The following is a 20,428-nucleotide window of genomic DNA, read 5'->3' as shown; positions in this document are numbered from 1 at the left end:
AGCAGGTCGGTGTGACATGGTTGGTCGTGAATCTGGGGCTGAGATCGTGTCTCTTCTCGAAGAAAGTCTCGCTGATCCGCTTGGTATTGTGGATGGCGGCTACTATGACACCGGCCAGGTGGTGCGACAATGGGCGCGGTACCCGGAGCGAATTCCGGCTTCCGTTGGCCGATGCGGGCTAGAATTCTTGATGCGGGTTCAGAATCCCGATGGGAGCTGGGGTAATGCGCATTGGCCCGTCAGTTACCGGTTGGTGCCTTCGTTGGGCGCGTTGGTCGGGCTAGTCGAGACGATCAATCGTCCTACGATTGCCTCTCACTCGATTTGGCAGGCCACCAACGCGGTGCGCCGGGCTCTGGAATTCTTGACCGCCGATCCTGCCCGGTTCTCCCCGGCGGCGCTACCTGACACCGTCGCTGTGGAGCTCGTTGTGCCCGCGATGTTGTCCGATCTCCGCGAAGCTCTGGCAGCTGTTCCCATCGGTGATATGCATCTGAGATTTCTCGCGCGGGTCGACGAGGCTCTGGCCGCTTGCGGCCCGTATTTGGATCGGCTGCGCGCGTTGCGCACAGCAGCACATGGCGGGCATCCGCTTCCAGTGCACATGTGCCACTCGCTGGAGGTGCTAGGCACTGTACCCTCGGCACTCGCCCGGCCGTTTGGCAGTGATGGGCCCGTTGGCTGTTCACCGGCGGCGACAGCGACAGTCCTTGGATGGTCGCAGGGTCGGTCGTCGGCATCAATCGATTTCCTGACTAGTCAGGCAGCGCGCTGTGGTGGTGCTCAACCGGACGTGCTGCCTATCGCGGTGTTTGAGCGTTCCTGGGCAATCGGCGCGCTCCTTCGTCTTGGCCTCCCGATCCCACACACGTTGCGTGACCAGTGCGCCGCCTCCCTCGCCCAATCACTGAATCCAAGCGGTGTAGCCCTCGGGCCGGGGATGCCTGTCGACGGCGACCTCACCTCTACGATCTTGTTTCTGTTGCCGCAGCTGGGCCTTCCAATCGCGCCGACGTGCCTGCTGAACTTCGACGAGGGCGGGGAGGCCTTCTGTAACTACTTCGGTGAACGTACGGCCTCCGTCACCACCAATGCCCACATGCTAGAAGCATTCGGCGGGTGGCAAGAGCATCTTCCTCCTGAGGGGCATCTGTTTGAGCCGGCGCGGGCAAAGATCACGAGATTCTTGCTGGACGCGCAGGGCCCTGACGGGTGTTGGACTGATAAGTGGCACGCCTCCCCAATCTATGCCACGGCGTGCACCACCCCCGCGCTACGTTCCTATGGTGGCCCCCTGGCCAGCGGTGCGGTGACGCGGGCAGTCCGCTGGCTAATGGACACGCAACGATTCGATGGTTCGTGGGGTTTGTGGCACGGGACCCTCGAAGACACAGCCCATGCACTGCACACCCTGTTCCTCTGCGGGCAGTTCTGTGCCGACATCACTCATCTGACTGCGGCTATCACACATGGAGTCCAGTTCCTGACCAACAACGCGGACGCCCAGTCGTCGGATCCCGTCCGCACTCCGCTGTGGCACGGCAAGGAGTTGTTCCAGCCCGAACGTATCAGCCGCATGGTTATCCTCAGCGCCTTGGCACGGTACAGCATCTCCCACGAATCAGATAGCCCACCCGGAAGCTTGTCCCTCGGCCGCACGCGACAGTCTTCGAGATGAGGTAGTCAGCATGGCGTTGATCCATGAAACCACGGCAGCTGAACGTCTCAATAGAGTGCAGCAGATCCTCGATCGGGCGCGAAGGCATTATGAGCCAGCACTGCGGGACGCGGTTTATGCCCTTCCCGAGCCGTTGCGCCGGATGGCGGGATATCACTTCGGCTGGTGGGACGAGGAGGGCCGGAGAATAGTCGGTGATCCAGGGAAGGGACTGAGGGCAGCGCTGGTGCTGTCGACCGCAGTGGCTTGTGGCGGAATGCTCGAGGACGCGATCCAGGCCGCCGCCGCAGTCGAAATATTGCACAACTTCACGCTGATACATGACGACATCATGGACCACGACCGGACCCGCCGCGGCCGCGCGACGGTGTGGGCTGTTTGGGGCGTGCCGTCGGCGATTCTGCTCGGCGACATCTTGCATGCGCTTGCGATACGGGTCGTCGTCGACCGTTATCAAGAGCCCCTCTCGAGTCGGATCGTTTTGCTACTCTCGGCGGCCTCGATCGAGCTATGTCGCGGTCAACAGGACGATTGTGCATTCGAGACGAAACGCGATGTCACGGTGGACCAGTACCGTCGAATGGTGTCGGGCAAGACGGGCTCGCTGGTGGGCGCGGCGTGCGAGATCGGTGCAGTCTGCGCGCACGCCGATGGCGAGATCGTTAGTGCCATGGAAGCCTTTGGTCGGCACCTGGGCATGGCCTTCCAGTTTGCCGACGATATCCTCGGTATCTGGGGTAATCCGATGATCACGGGGAAGCCGGTCGGTAACGATGTGGTGCGGCGCAAACGGTCACTGCCGATTTTGGCCTGCTTGAACCTAAATAATGCCGCGGCCTGGCAACTGCGCGCTCTGTTCGACACCGCCGAGCCGATCGCCAATTCCGACGTTCGCACTGTTGCGTCATTGCTTGAGCGATGCGGCGCCCGGCAGATCGCTTCCGACGAGACGCAACTGGAGTTGATCCGGGCTATTGCGATGCTGCCGTTCGGCGTGACGACCGATGAAATCTTGACTTTGGCGCTCGGCGCCGCAAACCGCGTCAAGTAGGCGCCATTTGCCTACCTGCGAGCGATCGCCCAGTAAGGAAATAGAATGACAATTCTCCCCGGCAGCTCCGCACCTCAGATTGCAAGCGAGCGGCACTCGCGTGACACAAGCCTCATCCACGCGCTGACCGAATCGGTCCCGGTGATGGACGACAGCCCTCAGCGGCTTGATGGAGATGAAAACCTGGCGAGGATAGGGAGTTCGATGAAGACGGAGAGCCTTTGGGATTGGTGGGACGGGGCCGCGTATGGGCTGATCCGCGGACCTGAGTGCAAACGTCTGCTTGCAGCTCTGCACATGGGCGGCGCCGCTGGCCCCGCTGGTCCGGTCGAACCAGGGATCATCCGGGCGGCTACGACTTATGACGGTACCGTCCCACGGTGTGTGCCGGACAAGTCGACGCACGTCGAGTGTACTTCTGTAGATGGCACTATAGGTATCCAGATATTCGAGGCTACCCATTCGCCGGCAGTCAGCGCGAGTGTGCTGGCCAGTCCTTTTGCCATGACGGCGCTGACGGTGGCGGCGCAGGTCCGGGCGGCCCTGTGGTCGGGCCGCAAGCCCTTGATCTGCCTCGGTCTGACCAAGGTCGCCGACGTCGCACCCCGCAAGGGGGGGGAGATACCGCGCATGGTGGCTGAGTACCTGCGGCGTCACCCCGCGATCGACCCGGCCGACGCCAGCCCCATGGCAATGAATGACTTCTGCGCGGGATGCTTCTACCTCCAGTTCATCCGAGTCACTGATGGCAGGGTCTTGGACTTGTGCGGTTCAGCGCTTTCCTTGACGATGGCGGTGGACCACAGCGGCGAATCCGACGACAGCGGAGGCGGTGGGGTAGACGCCTACTTAGCGGCCGCCAGCGAGGGGCTGGCCTGCCTGGCCGGAAAGGGTGCAGATCAGGCGCTGCGGGACATCGTGATTAGCTGTGCGGCCATTAGAATCAAGAATCGCCTGTCCCGGGAGTTGGCCGAAATTACAGACCTGGATGGGCTCGTCAGGTCTCGGGGCGGAGCCGTGACTCCCGCCGAGTTCTTCCTTGCACGATGGTGGGACGGCATGGAAACACCCTATTTTCGGATTGCGCTGTGCGCAGATGGATACCAGGACGTCACCGACGACCTGGGGACTCTCACAGGCTGGACCTGCGCCCGGATTAGGCGGACGCTATACAACTTCCTCCGCCACAACGAGTGTGTCGACCTCATCTCTGACTACCTCAGCCAGGAGACCTTCAACGAAGCACTCTTGGCACTCGTCAAAGGTGGCCCCAGCAGCCTCCACGGATACGCCAGCGCCGTGGCGGCTGTCACGGATGACGTCCTGGCCTGCCCCTGCGGCGTGACCGGACACCAGGAGGCCGCCGAAATTGCGATGGGATCCTGTCTGTGGAACCTGCTAGAGCCCCGCTACCTGGCGAGACAGCAGCTGGCCGCCTACGCCGCCAACACTGCTGTAGCCGATGCCTATTCCTGGCCATTGCCCGGCAACAGGCTTAAGGCCGCCGGGCCCACCCTGCAACTGGAAGCCATGTTGCATTCACCAACCTGGCAGCCCTTGTGGGAACACCATGAGCACACCCGCACCGGTCGCACGTGGGCAGCGGAACTGGCGCGCCGCGCCGTCAGGCGCAGCGTCCTCCACCCGCTGACACGTGAGGAATCTATTGCCTGCGAGGCCCTCGCCGAAGAGATCCTGCTTTGCTGTGAACGGCTCGACGACCGCGCAGACCTCCACGCCCTGGCAACTCGCTGGAGCCATCTGTTCGAGACCATTACGGCTCTGACTCTCACCCGCCTTGATGGCCCTAGTATTCACCACTCTATCGCCGAGTTCCACGCTCTTATCGGACGCATCTGGAAACACGCTGTGATCGGCCCCGATCCTGAAAATCCTGCGACGGAAACCGACGAATGCCTCTGCTTTGATCTCACTCAGGCATTTAGGCACAGCTATCTCCTACCCCACTCCGACGGTATTCGGATCCGACGTGCTTTCCTTGGCGTGGCCTCTAGCGCCGTTGAGCTCAGCGGCTTCAACCCCTTCGCGCGTCTTACTAACGGCACCGCTGCCCTCTGTGAGACGCCTGAACCTACTGAGTGTGTGTGAGCAGACCTGCGACTAACTGCAAGAGCAGCAAGGACCTGAACCGACTCAATTATCACGTCAAAGACTCTGCGGTCATCATGACCCGGCTTGGAGGCCACAGTCTCTGCACATGGATTAGCACCGTCGAGAAGGACTCGCCGACGCCTCGCCCGTTCGCCCGTAACCTGCGCCGCCACATTGATGCTGTCCCGCAGCGGCCTGACCTGCCATGCAGATCCGGCCCCGTCGGGGCCACCAATCGCATCAAGATGATCAGACGCCAAGTTTCGGCCGAGCCAACCTTGAGCTCGTCAGGAAACGAGAACTGCTAAAGCCGAACAACGTATTCAAAAAGAGTGCGACAGAGCCATGGTCCGCGACGGTAAAGTCCTCAACGGCTCGTCCTACGTGATCATCGGAGTGACCTCTGGCGGGAATGCTACATTCTCGGGGTTGTGGGCCGGAGACGGAGGCGAGGGCGCCAAGTTCCGGCTTGAGGTGTTGACCGAGATCAAGAACCGCTGTGTGGCCGACGTGTATATCGCGGTCTGCGCTGGCCTCAAGGGCTTGCCTGATGCGATCAACACAGTCTGGGACCGCACCATTTGTGCAGACTGTGTGATCTACTTGCTGCACAACATCTTCCGATACGCGGCCCATCAGTATTGGGACGAGACAGGAAGGGGTCTCAAGCCCGTCTACACGACGGCCACCGCGGCCGCCTCAAGCAGCGTTCGGCGAGTTCGCCGCCAAATGGGGCGGCCGTTACCGGGCAATCGTCAAACTATGGGAGAACGCCTGGACCGAATCCGTATCGTTCCTGGATTGTGACGTCGAGATCAGCAGAGCGCTCTGCTCGACGAACGCAATCCTGTTTGGCGCGACCGCGGAACCCGCGGAGGTCTATCTGCACGAGGAGTGGCTACACCGGCGCTAGGAGAACCCGAGCAGGTAGTGGTCGACCCAGCCAGGCGAAGTAGGGCCAGTAGGGCTGCCAGCTTATCCGCGTCCCGGAGGCCGGATGCGGGCCGATACAACGGGGGCGTACACGCAACTGTAATCTGCGGTCGCACGGCCAACATTCGTGCTCACTAACTTGAGCCAAGTCAGGTTTCAACAACGACCAGCGCGCCACGTCGATCGACGACGCGACCGCCTGCGCCGCCCTCGTCAGGGCAGCTGGCTAAACCGTGGCCCGAATCCCGTGGCCGACCAATCAGGCGAGTGGAGCGGGTTCGGCCGAAACATCGGTTGAAATGCTGTAGAACTGGCTGCACCAGTGCCGGAAGCGCATGATCGGACCATCGCCGCGGGCGAGTCTTGGATGCTCCAAATACACCTTGTTCTGCCATACAGGGAAGTCCTTTGAAACGTCCCGAAGCAGCAATGGGAGGGCGATTGCACGCGTCAAATGGTAGATTCCATACGTGCCGATTTCGCGTAAAGGTCGCGGCCAGTTGCGGCTGCTAATGGGCAGCGCAATCATAAACCGCAACTCGATCTGGCGTGGATTAATCGACGTAGGCAATGCCCATATGACAATCGGCCTCTTCCATTTCGGCCGTGAAAACTCTGTTCTTATGACACCTAGTCCGAACAGTTTTGCGGTAACGTGCAACGAAATAGAGGTAAGAAATCCGCCCAAATGTCTCAAGGGATGGAGATCGTAGTCTAATTCAGCGCAAGTTCCTATGAATTCAATCGGCTTCCGAGGTTTTGCAACGAACCCGTGAAGGGTCGGAAGGTGCCCTAAGTCGATTGAGTTCTCCATAACCTCCTGCGGATGGTCAACCAATACATGCATGGAGTGAGCTGGTAGCCCGTAGCCATTCCACTGCATTCCGGGTATATCCCAATCCGGCAAATGATTACGGGCATGATGCCATACCAGAGCCAGGCCATCGATCTCACGACTCTCCAGCATGGTGAGCTGCGCCTTTGGTGGCGGTGTACCGTATTCGTTTCTTACACAGGCACCGGAGGGTGAGTAAGCGAAGTGGTGAAATGGACAGACAATGTCCTCACCGTCTACGCGACCGCCGTACCCTAGGTGAGCTCCCAGATGTGGACAATAGGGCCGACACACTCGAAGAAGCCCGGAGGCAGTGCGGTAAATTACGATATCTTCGCCCATGAAGTGGCTGCGCAGAACATGCCCTGGGCGGACATCGTTGCTGAATGCCACGACGAACCAACCATCGGGGTATGGAAGGCGCGGCTCGCGACTGTTGGGCGCGACTCTACCTTCATCAATTTTCGATTCGGCATTGGAACCAGTATTATTATTCATTGGATTCTCTATCTCTGCATGATCATGTTTCCATAGCAAAGCTAAATCTGTTCAGTATGGTCGAGGCAAGGCTTCGATCGGGCGCGCCGGGTGGTGCATGTGAGTGATTCTCCACGCCCTGAGGTTGGTACCGATCGCTCGTATCTTCCCAGTGGTCATTGCCGCGCATCCAATCCTGCAAGACGAGCACGTACCGCTGCACGGCATCTTGCTGCTGGTCGGGTACTAGTGCGGTCAAGCGGTCGGCTTTGTCGCTGCGTTGCTGGAATCGGGCGACCAGATCGGCAGTGCGGCTCACGGCGGCGCACATGGCCTCGCCTTCCGCTAGGCCGGATTCGAGGAGAATTAGGAACAAGTTGTTTGCCACCTCGATGTAGAACTGCCCAATGCTGGCCAAATTCTGATTCTCGTCGTGTCAAGTGCCAGCGCCGGAAGTCCAACGAGCACATGACGCCGAATGCGATAGAAACATTTGCCTCAAGCTTCTGCGTCGTTGACGATACTCCGACCAGCCGATGTGGACCCCAAACATCTTTGGAGCCAATTCTTATTGTGTATTGGTACCTTCTTGCCTGTAGATATTCGGCGTGTCGATCTGACTGGCGATCCGTCCGATCGGCCGCCGGGCGTGTACATACCCTCACCGAAGACGTACTACGTGAAACTGACGCGTGAGAGCGCAACAACGCCTGAGGAATTGCGTACCGTCGCACATGGGGCATAGGACTCCAGTGGGCCGAGCCAACACCGGACACCGGGTCGCTGCGCTCGGATCTGCTCGCCCTCGGTGAGACCTTCATGGCCCGCGATGCCCTGCGCGATGCGGTACAGGCCGGCCTACTCACCGCGATGGCCCGCGACGACACGGTCCGCGCCGCGATGTACGAAATGGTTGGCCGCCCACGCCAACAAGCCTTCGCCGCCATCGTCGCCCAAGCCCACGCCTGCGGCGAGATTTCACGCCCAGAACGCGGCCCCGACATAGCCAGAATTTTCCCGGCCATGACCTTCCGCAAACTCGTGCTCCGCAAACAACCCATGGACGCCGCCTTCGTCACCCACGTCGTCGACGACTACATCCTCCCCCTCCTCACCCGCGACTGATCACCGGAGACTGACCGCCGTGTCCGTCGAGTTGCGTTTGATCGCCTTTCTGTCCCGTTAGCTCACTCTTCGAAAGCATTTGCTCCCCTTTGCATTTCATGCGTGTAATTTGTCAGTGGCGAGTGGCATGGTGGTCGGTATGCCAAGTCTTCTTCATGACGCGCTCGCAGAACTGCTGCGCAACAACCCGAGGCTGGCGGCGGCGTTGGTGTTGGATCAAGACATCGAGCTGTCGGCACACCAAGTCGCGCAGGAGTGTCTGCACAACGATTCGGGTAGTACGGCGACGGTGGTAGACAGCAATTTCAGCGTGGTCGATCCGTTCAATCCATCGGAGGAGGTGGAGTTTCACGTCGATGCGGCCGTGCTGCTGGAAAGCCGCAGCGGCAGGTTATTGGTGGTGATGGAGCCACAGAAGGATCCGCCGAAGCCGGCCAAGCGGCGCGCCTGGCCAGCGTATGTGGGCATCGGTCACTCGCGGTTCAAGTGTGATACGGCGTTAGTGGTGATCGCGCTGAGTCAGCCCACGGCCAACAGCTGTCGCAAGCCGTGCGTGACTGGTCACCGCGAGTTTCGGCTGTATCCGATTGTGTGGGGACCGGATTACATGCCCAGCCCCGACGATCCTTGCATGGCCCAGGTGCGGGTCGAGCTGACCGTGTTGTGTGCGGTGACGCAAGCCCTCGACCTGGACAATCCGGCGTTCAGCGAAAGGTGCTGGACATTCTCGCGACTATCAGTGGCGAGCCCCGGGCGACCTATACTCACTACATCCGCGTCGCCGCTTCCGAAGCGGCGCGTCACTCCTTGGAGGCGCTCATGGCATCACCAACCTACAAAGACGAATTCATCGACTCCTTCGTGGATAAGGGGCGTACCGAAGGGTTCATTCAGGGCCAAGCGGCGGCGCTGCTGGATCTTCTCGAGGACCGGGGTTTCACGGTGTCGGATTCCGTGCGTGAGCTTGTGTTGTCGTGTACCGACAGAGCGCAGATCCGTGAGTGGTCCAAGGCCGCTATGCGGGAAGACACCATAGAGGCCGGAGCAGGCGGGGCATCCGCTGATGAATCTGGCCGCGGCGCATTTCGAGACCGGGCGGTGGGAGCTGGCGCACGAGTTCGCGGGGCAGGCGCTGGCGGCGTTCGAGGCGGTCGAGGATGTCGCGGGGGTCGCGGAGACGCGGCAGAATCTCGCGCTGATGTACACGCGCTCAGGGTGTTTCGATGACGCGGAACCGCTGCTGGCCGCGGCGCAGGAGCATTTCGACGCGGCCGGTGCGGCGCATCGGGCCGGAATCGGGTTGAAGGTCATGGGGTTCATCGCCGAGCATCGCGGGGATGCGGAGGCGGCGAATGCGCGGTATCGCCAGGCGTTGCACCGGTTCGAGGAGTCGCGGGCGGTCATCGACGCTGCCGATGTGCGACTTCGACTGGCCGCGACAGCTTTTGCGGCGGGGCAGTACGAGGAAGGTGAGGCCGAGCTGGCGGCCGCCCGGGCCACCTATGCCGTGCGCGGTCTCGGCCTGCACTGCGCCCAGCTCGACTATTGGCATGCCGGACTGCTGGAGCCGCTGGTCACCCAGGTGCCGGGATTGCTCGCGCGCGCAGTGGATCTCGCGGTTCCGGCGGCCCTGGCTCTGGACGCCGTGCGCTACGAGCTCCCCGACGGCGCGCAGCGCGACAACTGGAACCGCCGCATCGTGAATCCGGCGCTGCGGCTGGCCTTCCGCTACGCCTATCTGGCCGGTGATGCCCGCCTGGTCGCCGATCTCATCGAAAACCAGTGTGCGGGAACCATCCTGGACATCGACCGGCTCTCCGCTCAGCCGCCCGCGCCCCTCGATCTGTTCGAGCCCTTCGACCCGCCCTCCGATTCCGCGGCCCCGCTCCAGGACGCCCTGCAACTCGGCACCGCCCTCGCAGCGGTAGCGGCGAGCGCAGGACTGCCCGTGACCCCGCCGCCCCGCGTCGCCGTACCTCCCGACGGCCACATCGCCCTCGCCGCCTGGCTCGACGCGGCCGAACAGCGCTACGGCCGCCGCCTGCGTACGGACAAGGTCGTCCCGGGATGACGGAGCGTGGAAAGGTCATGGCCGCAGTCGATTTCGATCCCGCCGCGGCCGAAGGCGGCCGACGCAGGTCGCGGCCGACCGTGTCGGTGCGCATGGCGGATGCGGGCGATCTGTATCTCACCTGGCGATGGGCTGACGACAGCGCGCCCGGCGGTGTCGGTGTCGTCCCGGAGGAGCAGGTCGTGGCGGCCATGACGCGGTTCGCGGCCGCGCTGCCCGCGCCCGGTGTGGCGGGAGGGCTCGAAGCGGCGCTCACCACCGGCGAGCTGGCGTCGTATGCGACAGAGAACGAATTGGCCCAGTTCCTTTCGGCCACCTTTCTGCCCTACAACCTCGCGGTGCGGCTGCACGAACTCCTCGTCGCGGGCATCCGCCCGCACATTCGCATCCAACCCTCGCCCCGCACAGCGCAATTGCCGTGGGAACTGATCGCGCCCGATGTCGACGTGCGGCTGGTCGAGATCGCCGATGTCAGTGTGCTGGCCCCGCCCGGCATCGTGCACGCGCCCGCCCGCACGGCCCGCTCCTGGACGCGGACCCGCACCGGGCCGGTGATCGCGGTTCTCGATCCGCGCGTGCCCGGCTTCCGTGCCGACTCGGCACTGGGATCGGTGCTGGGCCGGATGGATTCGGCCGCGCCGCTGGCCGGACTGGTGGCCGCACATGCCGCCGACGACCGGCTGGTCCCTTCGGTCGACGATCCCCTGGACGCGTTCCGCCGCACCGATCTCGACCGCAACTGGCTCAGCCGCGCGCTGCACGCCGGTGCCGCCCGCCTGCTCTACGTCGGCCATGTCACCGCGGCGGCACCCGAATCCGGCCGCAGCGAATCGGCCACCCTGCACCTGTCCTGCACGGCCGCCAGCCCGGGCTGCGCCCCGGCCTACCGTGACCACCGGCCGCTCTCGGCCAGAGACCTGCTGCTCGGCACCCACGCGCTGGCTCCGGGCCACGACTATTCGGGCAATGGGGCCGGGAATGGCAATGGGGCTGGGAATGGCAGTGGCGCTGGGACCGGCGGTGGCGCTGAGAACGGCAACGGCGACAACCCGATTCCCCGCACCGGCCCCGAGATCTGGCCCATCCCCAGCCGGGTCGCTCTCATCGCCTGCGAGAGCGGCGGCGATCTCCGCTTCGCCGAACCCCTCGGCCTGGTGGCCGCCATGCTCACCGGCGGCGCGGAACTGGTCACCGCCGGCCGCTGGCCGCTGCCCACCGATCTCGCCTTCCATCGCCTCGCGGGCACCGACCCGACCGCGCATCCCTTCCAGGAAGCCGTGTGCGCCATCGACGCCGCCCACGAATCCGAGGACCCGGTGACCGCTCTCAACGACTGGCAGCGCACCCATCTGGCCGCCTGGCGCGCCACCGGGCTGATCGAGCACTCCCCGCTGATCTGGGCGGCCTTCGCCACGGTCGACACCCGCTGAAAAAGGCCGATCCGCCCGGATTTTCGGAGCGGCCCGAGGCGTTGCATTCCGCATGGAACCCATTCAGGTCGCCTGGGTGCCCGACGCGTGCACACTGCCGACGGCGGAACAGCCCATTCGCGTCGCCGAATTCGATGACCTGTTCAAAGGTGCGGTGCTGCGCCACACGCGCCCGGAACCGACCGCGATCGCCCTGGTACTCCCGGCCTCGGTCGAAGCGCAGGCGCGGGATCTGGCAGCACGTGAGACCTCCTGCTGCACCTTCTTCCAGTTCGGTTTCGAATCCGCGGGCGACGAGCTGGTGATGAGCATCCAGGTCCCGGCCGAGCGGACCGGAATCCTCGACGCGATCCAGGCGCGGCTGACGGACCAGCCGAGCACCTAGACAGCCCGCCCCGGAAACCACCGCCCCCAGAACTGTGGGGTCACGAAAAGATAACGGCCCCAACGATCCTCCGATGAGCTGTGCGGGACAGCAGGAACGGAGGGTCCGCGGTGGCGCGGTTCGTGACAGGCATCGTGGTGGCGGCATTGGCCGTCGCCTTGACATTGATCGCCGGACCGGTGGGCACGGCCGCGCCGGACGGCCTGCGGCAGTGTCAGGTCAGCGACGGGCGGCAGCCCGAAACCGCGACACCCGAAGAGGTGGGCCTGGATTCGGCCGCGCTGAAGCAGGCCGTCGACTTCGCCTCGGACCCGACCCGATTCACCGTCCAGGTCTTCCGCAACAACTGCCTGATCGGCTCCGGCCCGAACAATCAGCGCGCGGGCGGCGTCGCCTGGAATCTGTGGAGCGGAACCAAGAGCGTGGTGTCCATGGTGGCGGGCATCGCCGTCGACGAACACAAACTGCGCGTGGACGATCCGATCGGCAACTACCTGCCCGCCGGGCTCGGTGACGCCGAACATCGCGCGATCACCGTGCGCAGCCTGCTGACCGAGACCTCCGGCATGGAGATCGCCATCGCCTCCGAGGGTGTCACCGGCCTGGCCCGGCTCGACCCGAATGTGGTGGCGCAGGCGCTGGCCATGCCGGTTCTGCATCCGCAGGGCGAGACCTGGCAGTACAGTCAGCGCGCCGTCGACCTGCTCGTCTATGTGATCCAGCGGGCCATCGGCGAGGACTTCCAGGCGTACGCGCAGCGAAACCTGTTCGACCCGTTGGGTATCCGAACCTCCGACTACCTATGGGCGCGTGATCGCAGCGGCAACACCTACGGTCATGCCCACCTGGTGCTGCCGCCCGACGACTACGCCAAACTCGGACTGCTGCTGGTGAATCGCGGCAATTGGCATGGCCGCCAGCTGATCTCGACCGACTACCTGGCACAGGCGACCACACCCAACGACGTCAATCCCTGCTACGGATTCCTGATCACGGTCAACGGCCCCGACTGCGAGGACCTGTTCCCCGGCCTGCCCAAGGATTCCCTCCAGATGGCGGGCATGATGCGGCAGGACAACTTCATCGTGCCCAGCCTGGGCCTGCTGGTGAGTTGGACCGGCGTCACGGTTCCCGGTGGGGCGGTGAGCTTTCCGCACGATGTGCTGCGCGGCGTGGCCCTCGCCTTCCGCAGCCCGACCCTGCCCGATCCGGGCGCCTACGTCCCGCGCCCGGACACCAGCCTCACCGACCCGATGTTCCTGAACCCCGACGCCACGCTCTCCGCGATCGGCCTCGGCCCGATGGCCTACCCCGGCTGCGGCGTTCTGGAATGCCTGGGCAAGCCCCTCTACCCGCCTTTCGGCGACTGGCCGCCGGGCTGCTTCGTTCTGGGCTGTGCCGGACCCGATCCGGCCACTCCCGGTATTCGCTGAGTTTTATTGCGGCTGGCCGCAATTGGCGCAGAAGGCCGCGCCTACCTGGACCTGGTGGCCGCAGCCTCGGCAATTCGATTGCAGGGACAGGGCGGTGCCGCAGGTGGAACAGAACCGGCCGCCCGTGGTGGGCGCATTGCAAGTCGGGCAGGACACCCGCGCCGGGGTGGCGACATCGTGCTGGGAGACCCAATCCTGCTGGTAAGCCGCCTCACGAATCTGCGACCCGCGCGCCTCGGCCTGGGCCTGCGCGATCTGATGCGCCACTTGCGGGGAGCAATTGGTGCACTGACCGACCTGCTCGTTCCAGCAGACGTTGTGGCAGACCCAGCGGCCGCAGCCGCCGCACAGCCGGAAGTCGTTGCGCACCTGCTCGACCGCGCGGGAGAAGGCCTTGTCCTTGGTGCTCGAGGAGGACCCGCCCCAATGGTTGGAGTAGCTCTCCGCGGCATTGGAGATCTTGTCGATGGCGCGCACCTGGTCGCCGAAGAGATCGCGCAGCACCCGCAGCGCGCCGCGGCCGCGCGAGAAGTAGTTCTGCTCGAACGGCGACTTGTAGGCGGTGCTGCAGCGATCACAGCGGAACTCCCACTGGAATCCGTCGTCATTGGATTCGTCGTGGTAGTAGCTGGTGAAGACGACCGGACCGGTCATGGCGGAGTTATTCCTTTACGGCTGAGCGAAGTCTGTGAACCGACGTGCCCGGAACCCCCCGGACCGTGTTTCGTCAGGTTCTTATCGTATGACTCGCTCGGCTCGCAACACATCCCACGAATCGGCGGAGGCTACTCGGGGAAGCCGACCTCGACCTCGGTTCGGTCGCGGCGCACGTACATGTCCCAATAGCGGTCGCCCAGTTCGGTATTGGTCATGCGGTCGATCTCGATGCCCGGCGGGACCAGCTCCGGATGCTCGTCGACGATCCGCTCGGCCTCGCTGTCGCCGATCAGCACGCCGATGTTCAACAGCCCGACATACACGCCGGTGTCGCGCAGTTCCTCGGCGAGTTGCAGCAGGTACTCGCGCTGAGCCGCCAGGGCCACACCGAAATTCGACAGATACGGCAGCACCACCTTCGGTGAGGAACCCGAGGAGAACAGCAGCGTGCCCGTGCCGCGCTCGATCATGCCGGGGGCCAGCGCGCGGGTTACGAGCATGGGGGAGTGGAGTTTCAGGGCCATGGGGACGCGGAGGTCGGGGACCTCGAGGGCCAGCGTGGACGGAGTGCGGTCGGCCATCTGGCCTGCCGCGCCGTGCAGGGCGACATCGATTTCGCCGAAGGTCTCCCGGATCGTGGTGATCACGTCGGCGATCTGCCCGGCGTCGGTGACGTCCGCGGGGAAGGCCGCGGCCTCGATGCCCTCGGCCTTCAGATCGGCGACATGCTGCTCGGCCTTGTCGGGTTTGCGGCCGATGACGGCGACCCGGAAGCCCTCGCGCCCGAAGCGGCGGGCGACGCCCATGCCCAGGCCGGGACCGAAACCGAAGATGGCGATGGTCTTGCTCATGCTCGCACCTCATTAAGTTGAGCCATAGTTCAAGTTACGATTCCGACGCTAGCATGAAGTTGAACCTATGCTCAACTTAAATCCGGTGCCCGATTTGTAGGATCGGCGCATGCCCGCGCAGAAACCCCTCCGCCTCGATGCCCGCCGCAATCGCGACGCGTTGGTGTCCGCGGCGCGCGAGGTCTTCGCCGAACGCGGACTCGACGCGCCGCTCAAGGAGATCGCCGCGCGGGCGGGGGTGGCCATCGGCACGCTCTACAACCGCTTCCCGACCCGCGACGATCTGATCGCGGCCGCGGTGGCGGATCGAGTCGAGGCGGGCGGGCGGATCGCCGAAGAGGCACTGGCGCTTGATGATCCCTGGGAGTCGTTCGTCTATCTGGTCGAGAAGGTCTGCGCGCTACAGGCTTCCGATCGGCTGATGAACGAGCTCGCGCTGCGGGCCGCGCCGAGTCCGGAGATCGCCGCGCAACGCGATCGCGGGCATGCGGCCATGCGCGAAATCATCACGCGCGCACAGGATGCCGGTGTACTGCGGGCGGATTGGGTGCTGGAGGACATCGCCTTCATCACGTGGTCGCACACCCGCGTGGTGGAGCAGACGGCGGGCATCGCGCCGGAGGCCTGGCGGCGCAATCTGGCCCTGATCCTGGACGGGTTGCGCGCGGAAGCCGCTCATCCGCTGCCGGTTCCGCCGATCAGCGAGGAGCAGTTGAACCGCTCACTGTTGGCCAACCCGGACTGAAGCGGCGGTTTCGACTCCGGTTACGGTCGAGGGGTCAGTATGTTCGCTCGTGTTCGGAGGTTGTGAAATGGCAGGGATTCCCGCGGTGCCGACGTCGTTGCTCGCGGCCGGTGGCCTCACCGGTGGTTTCGCCCTCGCCCAGGCCACCAAGAAGCGTCAGCTCGGCGGCGCGGTGTTCGCGGCGGGTACGGCCGCGGCCTTCCCGCGCTGGCGCAAGACGGTCGGGACCGGCGGGGCGGCGGCGCTGACCGGGCTCGCCATCGGTGCGATGGGCGCCTCGCATCCGCTGGCCAAGAAGATCGGCGCGTGGCCGTCGGTCGCCGTGGTGTCCGGGGTGGTCGCGGCCGCCGCCTATATCGCGGTGGATCGCCGGGGCTGATTCTCGTCGGCGCGTCGCGGATGGCGTGTTGCGAACCGGTGGGTTTGATCCCGTGCCGGGGGACGGGAAGCGCAATACCGTGGAGTATGCGCACTTTCGTCCATCTGCTGCTGTTCGCGGCCGCCATCGCGGTGGCGGTCGGGGTTTTCGGTCCACTCGTCGGCACGGTCGACGCCCGGAATGTTCAATTCGCTGATCTCCGAGATGGTTTCGCGTCGGGCCGGACGCTGGATCAGATCGGGGCGCATTCGGGGGCGTTCTACAGTTCACTGGCCATCGGACTGCTCGGGGTGGCGGCGGTCGTGCTGCTGGCCGCGCTGTTCGGATCGCGGATCGTGGGCTGGCTCGGGGTGATCGTGGGTCTGGCCGGTCTCGGGGTGCTGACCTGGCGGCTCGACGACCGGTTCGACCACGAATTGCGCAGCGACTGGCGGCATCTGCTGAGCGGGACCTGGGGGCTGTACCTGGTCGGCGGCGGGCTGCTGCTCTCACTGCTGCTACTGCTCATCCCGCGGGAACGACGCCTACCCCCGCCGCCGCCTCGGCCCGGCTTCTGAGGCCGGTAACGCCACGTCCGAAAACCGCGTGCCTCCCGCACCGCCGATGATCTACGGTCGGTGAATGGCGCAGCGGATCGAGACGGTGGACAAGGGTGCGATGGCGGCGGCCGCGGTCACCGTAATTCTCTGGGCCTCGGCCTTCGTCTTCATTCGCAGTGCGGGACACGCGTTTTCGCCGGGCGCGCTGGCCCTGGGCCGCCTGCTCTCCGGTTCGATCGCCCTGATCGCCATCATGGTCATCACCGGCGAGCGCTTCCCGCCGCGATCGACCTGGCGCGCCATCCTGATCTCCGGCGTCCTCTGGTTCGGCGTCTACATGGTCGCCCTCAACTGGGGCGAACGCCACCTCGACGCCGGCACCGCCGCCATGGTCATCAATATCGGCCCGGTGCTGATCGCCCTGCTGAGCGGATTCTTTCTCGCGGAAGGCTTTCCGCCCCGCCTCATGGCAGGCATCGCCGTATCCTTCACCGGCGCGGTCATAGTCGGCCTCTCGAACTCCGACGGCGGCTCAGCCGCCGCCCTCGGCGTCCTCCTCTGCGTCCTCGCCGCGGTCTGCTGGGCCGTATCGGTCGTCGTCCAGAAACCGGCCCTCACCCAAGCCTCCGCCCTCCAGATGACCACCGGAGGCTGCGTCGTCGGAACCCTCGCCTGCCTGCCCTTCTCACCCCAACTCATCACCGAGGCCACCGCCGCCCCCATCACCTCCACCCTGAGCCTCATCTACCTCGGCGTCTTCCCCACCGCCCTCGCCTTCACCACCTGGGCCTACGCCCTGGCCCGCACCACCGCCGGCAAAATGGGCGTAACCACCTACGCCGTCCCCGCCCTCGTAATCCTCATGTCCTGGCTAGCCCTGGGCGAAGTCCCCACCCTCCTAGCCCTCCTCGGCGGCCTCTTCTGCCTCTCCGGCGTAGCCATAGCCCGCTCCGGCTCAACCCGCCCGCTCCCCGCACCCGCCGTGAATCCGGAAGCCTCACCGGCCGAGTAGGTCGATCAGCGTGCGGAGCTGTGCGGTGTAGTACTGCTCGAATTCCGGTGTGCCGGGCTGCTTTCCGGTGGCCTGCGCGGCGGTCTCGGGGAGCATGACCGGGGCCAGGATCGCGCCCATCAGGGCCATGCGGACGAAGGCTGGGTCCAGGTCGGGGGAGATCTCGCCGCGCTCCTGGGCCCGGCTCAGATTGGCCAGATCGGTCTCGACGGTGGCGGAGCCGTCGAGATAGTCGGTGGCGGAACCGCTTCCGGTGAGCCCGCGCCAGACGAGTAGGCGCGCGGGCCGGGGATCGGCGAGAATCGCCGACAGGTAGCGGGCCGCGATCTCGCCGAGCGGTAGCTCCGGATCCGCGCGCTCGGCCTCGGCGGCGGGCCAGCCGCGCTGAATCTCTTGGTAGAGGCCGTCTTTGCCGCCGAAGTAGTAGGCGATGAGCTGTTTGTTCACCCCCGCGCGATCGGCGATCTCCTGGACTCGCGCACCGTCGAAACCCTTGGCCGCGAACTCGTCCAGGGCCGCGTCCAGCAGCGCTTGTCGCGAGCGTTCGGCATCGCGTCGGCGGTCGGCGGCGACGGGAGCGCGGCGCGGGCGGCGGTCGGGAACGGGCTCGATTGCCATTCGGCCATCGTACTGCGGTGGATGACTGTGTCATCCATTCGGTTGTCATCCGTTTGGTTGACACATTTATCCAACTGGATGACACTTCGAAGCGTGACGACCTCGAATCTCCCGGAGGCGGTCGACGACCGCCCCGCCCTCAACCCGCATGCACGCCGCGCGATCGTGGTGGTGCTGGTCGGGGCGGTACTCGCCTTCCTCGACGCGACCATCGTCAATGTCGCGCTGAAATCGCTGGCTGCCGATCTGGGCGGGACGCTGGACGAAATCCAGTGGGTGGTCACCGTCTATCTGCTCGTCCAAGCCGCGGTGCTGCCGGTGACCGGTTGGGCCGCGCGGCGAATGGGTGCCAAGCGGGTCTATATCGGTGCGCTGCTGCTGTTCACGCTCGCCTCGCTCGCATGCGCGGCGGCCGGGAGCGTCGCCACGCTCGTCGTGGCGCGGGTCGCTCAGGGAATGGGCGCCGGGGTGATGATTCCGGTCGGGCAGATGATCCTGGTGAGCGCCGCGGGGAGACAGGGCATGGCCAGAGCGATGGTGGCCGCGGGCATTCCGATGGTGCTGACGCCAGTCATCGGTCCGACCATCGGCGGGCTACTGCTCGAATACGCGGGCTGGCAATGGATATTCCTGATCAATGTCCCGATCGGCGTCCTCGGACTGATCCTCGCGGCACGCCTGCTCCCGTCGGATGTGCGCACCGAATCGGCCCGGCGGCTGGACGTTTTCGGATTGCTCCTGATCTCGCTCGGCATGGTCGGGATCACCTACAGCCTCTCGGCGGCGGTGCAGCGCGGGGTAACGGATCCGCGGGTGCTCGTCACACTCCTCGGCGGTACGGCTCTCACGACGCTGTTCATCGTCCACGCGCTGCGAACCCGGAATCCGGTCCTGGATCTGCGCCTCTGGCGGGATGGCTTCTTCGCGGCGGGCACCGCCTCGACGTTCGTGATCGGCGCGGTGACTTTCGGCGCAATGGTCCTGCTGCCCTTGTATTTTCAAATCGTCCGCCACCAGGACGCCGCCCACACCGGCCTGCTCATGGCCCCGCAAGGCATTGGAGCGGCGGTCGCCATGGGTGTGTCCGCTCGCCTCTACGAACACATCGGAGCCCTGACCGCGCTGCTCGGTGCCGTCATCGGTTGCGCGGCCACCGTCCCGTTCCTGCTCATCGCCGACGACACTCCGTACTGGCTGCTCAGCGGTGCCATGGTGCTGCGCGGTCTGGGGATCGGCCTGGCCGCGATGCCGGCCATGACCGCGGCCATGCGAAACCTGACACCGTCCCAGATCATCGACGCCACACCGCAACTCACGATCATGCAGCGACTCGGTGGCTCGATCGGCACCGCCGCCTTCGTCGTCATCCTCCAGCGGCACCTACCCGGCGGCGCCGATCAGGCGGCCCCTGCCTTCGCTGTGACCTTCAGCTGGGTTCTCGTGGCCTCCACGCTGGCGGTGGTGCCGACCTTGTCGATGGTCCTGCTGGGCCGACGATGGACGGCAGGTTACCCCGAACCCCTATAGGGTATATGGTCGAAGCAGAGTCGGTCGTCGGAGGAGCGCGGGATGGATCGTCGGGACGGGCAGCGGACTGCGGTGCTGGATGTGCGCGGGCTGCACTGGGCCAGCCAACAGGGTGTGGTCAAGGCGGTGCTGGGGCGGCGGCCGGGGGTGGTTGTGGTGGAGGCGAATCCGGTGGCGCAGACGGCGACCGTGACCTTCGATCCGGCGGTGACTTCGGTGGCTGATCTGCGGGAATGGGTGCGGGAGTGCGGGTTGCACTGTGCGGGGCAGTCGGTGCCGAACCATGTGTGCGATCCGATGGCTGAACCCGGCGGGCATGCGGGGATGGACCATGGCTCCCACGAAGGCCACGACGGTCACGCCGGTATGGATCACAGTGCGCACGCCGGTGTGGATCACAGTGCGCATGCGGGGATGGATCATGCTGCGATGGGGCATGGGGGACATGCGGGGCATGCGGGGATGTCTATGGAGGACATGGCCCGGTATATGCGGAATCGGTTTGTTGTCGCGGCTGTGTTTTCGGTGTTGGTGATGTTGTGGTCGCCTATGGCTACCGACATGTTCGGG

21 protein-coding genes are annotated in these 20,428 nt (G+C 64.8%); 16 read left to right on the top strand and 5 right to left on the bottom strand.

The genetic code is table 11. The features are described from left to right. The first annotated feature begins 46 nt into the window (after positions 1–46). The 5 genes from ACAM49_RS24295 to ACAM49_RS24275 all read left to right on the top strand — a co-directional run bounded on the left by ACAM49_RS24295 (position 47) and on the right by ACAM49_RS24275 (position 5,754). Positions 47–1,678: a prenyltransferase/squalene oxidase repeat-containing protein gene (locus tag ACAM49_RS24295; protein WP_369637865.1), complete on the top strand. Its 1,632-nt coding sequence runs from the start codon at positions 47–49 to the stop codon at positions 1,676–1,678. A gap of 10 nt (positions 1,679–1,688) precedes the next feature. Then, positions 1,689–2,729 carry a polyprenyl synthetase family protein gene (locus ACAM49_RS24290; protein ID WP_369637864.1) on the top strand — a complete coding sequence of 347 codons (1,041 nt, stop codon included), beginning with the start codon at positions 1,689–1,691 and terminating at the stop codon, positions 2,727–2,729. A 384-nt stretch (positions 2,730–3,113) separates the two neighbouring features. Then, positions 3,114–4,838 (top strand): hypothetical protein, encoded by a 1,725-nt coding sequence (locus ACAM49_RS24285; RefSeq protein WP_369637863.1) that lies wholly within the window; start codon positions 3,114–3,116, stop codon positions 4,836–4,838. A 348-nt stretch (positions 4,839–5,186) separates the two neighbouring features. After that, entirely contained in the window at positions 5,187–5,648 is a 462-nt protein-coding gene (locus ACAM49_RS24280) for a transposase (protein ID WP_369637862.1), read from the top strand. Then, the gene (locus ACAM49_RS24275; protein WP_369637876.1) at positions 5,593–5,754 is read left to right on the top strand and encodes a hypothetical protein; all 162 of its coding nucleotides are present in this window, start codon (positions 5,593–5,595) and stop codon (positions 5,752–5,754) included. Before ACAM49_RS24280 ends, ACAM49_RS24275 begins: the two co-directional genes overlap by 56 nt. Before the next feature lie 279 nt (positions 5,755–6,033). Here the strand turns inward: ACAM49_RS24275 and ACAM49_RS24270 are convergent, their stop codons facing one another. Both ACAM49_RS24270 and ACAM49_RS24265 read right to left on the bottom strand, forming a co-directional pair. Continuing rightward, the gene (locus ACAM49_RS24270; RefSeq protein WP_369637861.1) at positions 6,034–7,107 is read right to left on the bottom strand and encodes a Rieske 2Fe-2S domain-containing protein; all 1,074 of its coding nucleotides are present in this window, start codon (positions 7,105–7,107) and stop codon (positions 6,034–6,036) included. Between the two features lie 22 nt (positions 7,108–7,129). Continuing rightward, complete coding sequence (locus ACAM49_RS24265; protein ID WP_369637860.1) at positions 7,130–7,504, bottom strand: hypothetical protein; 375 nt, start codon at positions 7,502–7,504, stop codon at positions 7,130–7,132. Between the two features lie 299 nt (positions 7,505–7,803). On the opposite strand from ACAM49_RS24265, the gene ACAM49_RS24260 reads away from it, so the two are divergent. The 5 genes from ACAM49_RS24260 (at position 7,804) to ACAM49_RS24240 (ending at position 13,530) form a co-directional block, all read left to right on the top strand. Then, on the top strand, positions 7,804–8,211 hold the full coding sequence (locus ACAM49_RS24260; RefSeq protein WP_369637875.1) for a TetR-like C-terminal domain-containing protein: 408 nt from the start codon (positions 7,804–7,806) through the stop codon (positions 8,209–8,211). 1,063 nt (positions 8,212–9,274) lie between these two features. After that, complete coding sequence (locus ACAM49_RS24255; RefSeq protein ID WP_369637859.1) at positions 9,275–10,282, top strand: tetratricopeptide repeat protein; 1,008 nt, start codon at positions 9,275–9,277, stop codon at positions 10,280–10,282. Positions 10,283–10,299: 17 nt separating this feature from the next. Next, complete coding sequence (locus tag ACAM49_RS24250) at positions 10,300–11,712, top strand: hypothetical protein (RefSeq protein ID WP_369637874.1); 1,413 nt, start codon at positions 10,300–10,302, stop codon at positions 11,710–11,712. 52 nt (positions 11,713–11,764) lie between these two features. After that, entirely contained in the window at positions 11,765–12,097 is a 333-nt protein-coding gene (locus ACAM49_RS24245) for a hypothetical protein (protein ID WP_369637858.1), read from the top strand. A 110-nt stretch (positions 12,098–12,207) separates the two neighbouring features. Further along, the gene (locus tag ACAM49_RS24240) at positions 12,208–13,530 is read left to right on the top strand and encodes a serine hydrolase domain-containing protein (RefSeq protein WP_369637857.1); all 1,323 of its coding nucleotides are present in this window, start codon (positions 12,208–12,210) and stop codon (positions 13,528–13,530) included. Positions 13,531–13,533: 3 nt separating this feature from the next. On the opposite strand, the gene ACAM49_RS24235 is transcribed toward ACAM49_RS24240, so the two are convergent. Then, complete coding sequence (locus ACAM49_RS24235) at positions 13,534–14,184, bottom strand: zinc ribbon domain-containing protein (protein ID WP_369637856.1); 651 nt, start codon at positions 14,182–14,184, stop codon at positions 13,534–13,536. 131 nt (positions 14,185–14,315) lie between these two features. Then, a complete protein-coding gene (locus ACAM49_RS24230; RefSeq protein WP_369637855.1) occupies positions 14,316–15,038 on the bottom strand; it encodes an SDR family NAD(P)-dependent oxidoreductase in 723 nt (240 codons plus the stop codon). A gap of 109 nt (positions 15,039–15,147) precedes the next feature. Here ACAM49_RS24230 and ACAM49_RS24225 point away from each other — a divergent pair, with 109 nt between their 5' ends. The 4 genes from ACAM49_RS24225 to ACAM49_RS24210 all read left to right on the top strand — a co-directional run bounded on the left by ACAM49_RS24225 (position 15,148) and on the right by ACAM49_RS24210 (position 17,713). After that, entirely contained in the window at positions 15,148–15,783 is a 636-nt protein-coding gene (locus tag ACAM49_RS24225) for a TetR/AcrR family transcriptional regulator (protein WP_369637854.1), read from the top strand. 67 nt (positions 15,784–15,850) lie between these two features. Beyond that, positions 15,851–16,162 (top strand): hypothetical protein, encoded by a 312-nt coding sequence (locus ACAM49_RS24220; RefSeq protein ID WP_369637853.1) that lies wholly within the window; start codon positions 15,851–15,853, stop codon positions 16,160–16,162. A gap of 86 nt (positions 16,163–16,248) precedes the next feature. Continuing rightward, on the top strand, positions 16,249–16,719 hold the full coding sequence (locus tag ACAM49_RS24215; protein ID WP_369637852.1) for a hypothetical protein: 471 nt from the start codon (positions 16,249–16,251) through the stop codon (positions 16,717–16,719). A 64-nt stretch (positions 16,720–16,783) separates the two neighbouring features. Then, positions 16,784–17,713 (top strand): DMT family transporter, encoded by a 930-nt coding sequence (locus ACAM49_RS24210; RefSeq protein ID WP_369637851.1) that lies wholly within the window; start codon positions 16,784–16,786, stop codon positions 17,711–17,713. Here ACAM49_RS24210 and ACAM49_RS24205 read toward each other — a convergent pair. Next, the gene (locus ACAM49_RS24205; protein ID WP_369637850.1) at positions 17,699–18,331 is read right to left on the bottom strand and encodes a TetR/AcrR family transcriptional regulator; all 633 of its coding nucleotides are present in this window, start codon (positions 18,329–18,331) and stop codon (positions 17,699–17,701) included. The genes ACAM49_RS24210 and ACAM49_RS24205 overlap by 15 nt on opposite strands. Before the next feature lie 93 nt (positions 18,332–18,424). Here ACAM49_RS24205 and ACAM49_RS24200 point away from each other — a divergent pair, with 93 nt between their 5' ends. Next, positions 18,425–19,858, top strand: a complete 1,434-nt coding sequence (locus tag ACAM49_RS24200) for a DHA2 family efflux MFS transporter permease subunit (RefSeq protein ID WP_369637849.1) — start codon at positions 18,425–18,427, stop codon at positions 19,856–19,858. 42 nt (positions 19,859–19,900) lie between these two features. Next, positions 19,901–20,428: cation transporter (locus tag ACAM49_RS24195; RefSeq protein ID WP_369637848.1), on the top strand; the 528-nt coding region annotated here is incomplete at its 3' end.

This window comes from Nocardia sp. JMUB6875 (genome assembly GCF_041154655.1).
In the GTDB taxonomy this organism is placed as follows: domain Bacteria; phylum Actinomycetota; class Actinomycetes; order Mycobacteriales; family Mycobacteriaceae; genus Nocardia.
This window is presented reverse-complemented; position numbering and strand designations above follow the sequence as displayed.

Excerpts from the sequence above, each read along its gene's own strand:
- ACAM49_RS24270 (WP_369637861.1), bottom strand. The coding sequence starts at position 7,107 with ATGAATAATAATACTGGTTCCAATGCCGAATCGAAAATTGATGAAGGT.
- ACAM49_RS24250 (WP_369637874.1), top strand. The coding sequence starts at position 10,300 with ATGGCCGCAGTCGATTTCGATCCCGCCGCGGCCGAAGGCGGCCGACGC.
- ACAM49_RS24280 (WP_369637862.1), top strand. The coding sequence starts at position 5,187 with ATGGTCCGCGACGGTAAAGTCCTCAACGGCTCGTCCTACGTGATCATC.
- ACAM49_RS24235 (WP_369637856.1), bottom strand. The coding sequence starts at position 14,184 with ATGACCGGTCCGGTCGTCTTCACCAGCTACTACCACGACGAATCCAAT.
- ACAM49_RS24210 (WP_369637851.1), top strand. The coding sequence starts at position 16,784 with ATGGCGCAGCGGATCGAGACGGTGGACAAGGGTGCGATGGCGGCGGCC.
- ACAM49_RS24290 (WP_369637864.1), top strand. The coding sequence starts at position 1,689 with ATGGCGTTGATCCATGAAACCACGGCAGCTGAACGTCTCAATAGAGTG.
- ACAM49_RS24255 (WP_369637859.1), top strand. The coding sequence starts at position 9,275 with ATGAATCTGGCCGCGGCGCATTTCGAGACCGGGCGGTGGGAGCTGGCG.
- ACAM49_RS24225 (WP_369637854.1), top strand. The coding sequence starts at position 15,148 with ATGCCCGCGCAGAAACCCCTCCGCCTCGATGCCCGCCGCAATCGCGAC.
- ACAM49_RS24220 (WP_369637853.1), top strand. The coding sequence starts at position 15,851 with ATGGCAGGGATTCCCGCGGTGCCGACGTCGTTGCTCGCGGCCGGTGGC.
- ACAM49_RS24205 (WP_369637850.1), bottom strand. The coding sequence starts at position 18,331 with ATGGCAATCGAGCCCGTTCCCGACCGCCGCCCGCGCCGCGCTCCCGTC.
- ACAM49_RS24245 (WP_369637858.1), top strand. The coding sequence starts at position 11,765 with ATGGAACCCATTCAGGTCGCCTGGGTGCCCGACGCGTGCACACTGCCG.
- ACAM49_RS24230 (WP_369637855.1), bottom strand. The coding sequence starts at position 15,038 with ATGAGCAAGACCATCGCCATCTTCGGTTTCGGTCCCGGCCTGGGCATG.
- ACAM49_RS24215 (WP_369637852.1), top strand. The coding sequence starts at position 16,249 with ATGCGCACTTTCGTCCATCTGCTGCTGTTCGCGGCCGCCATCGCGGTG.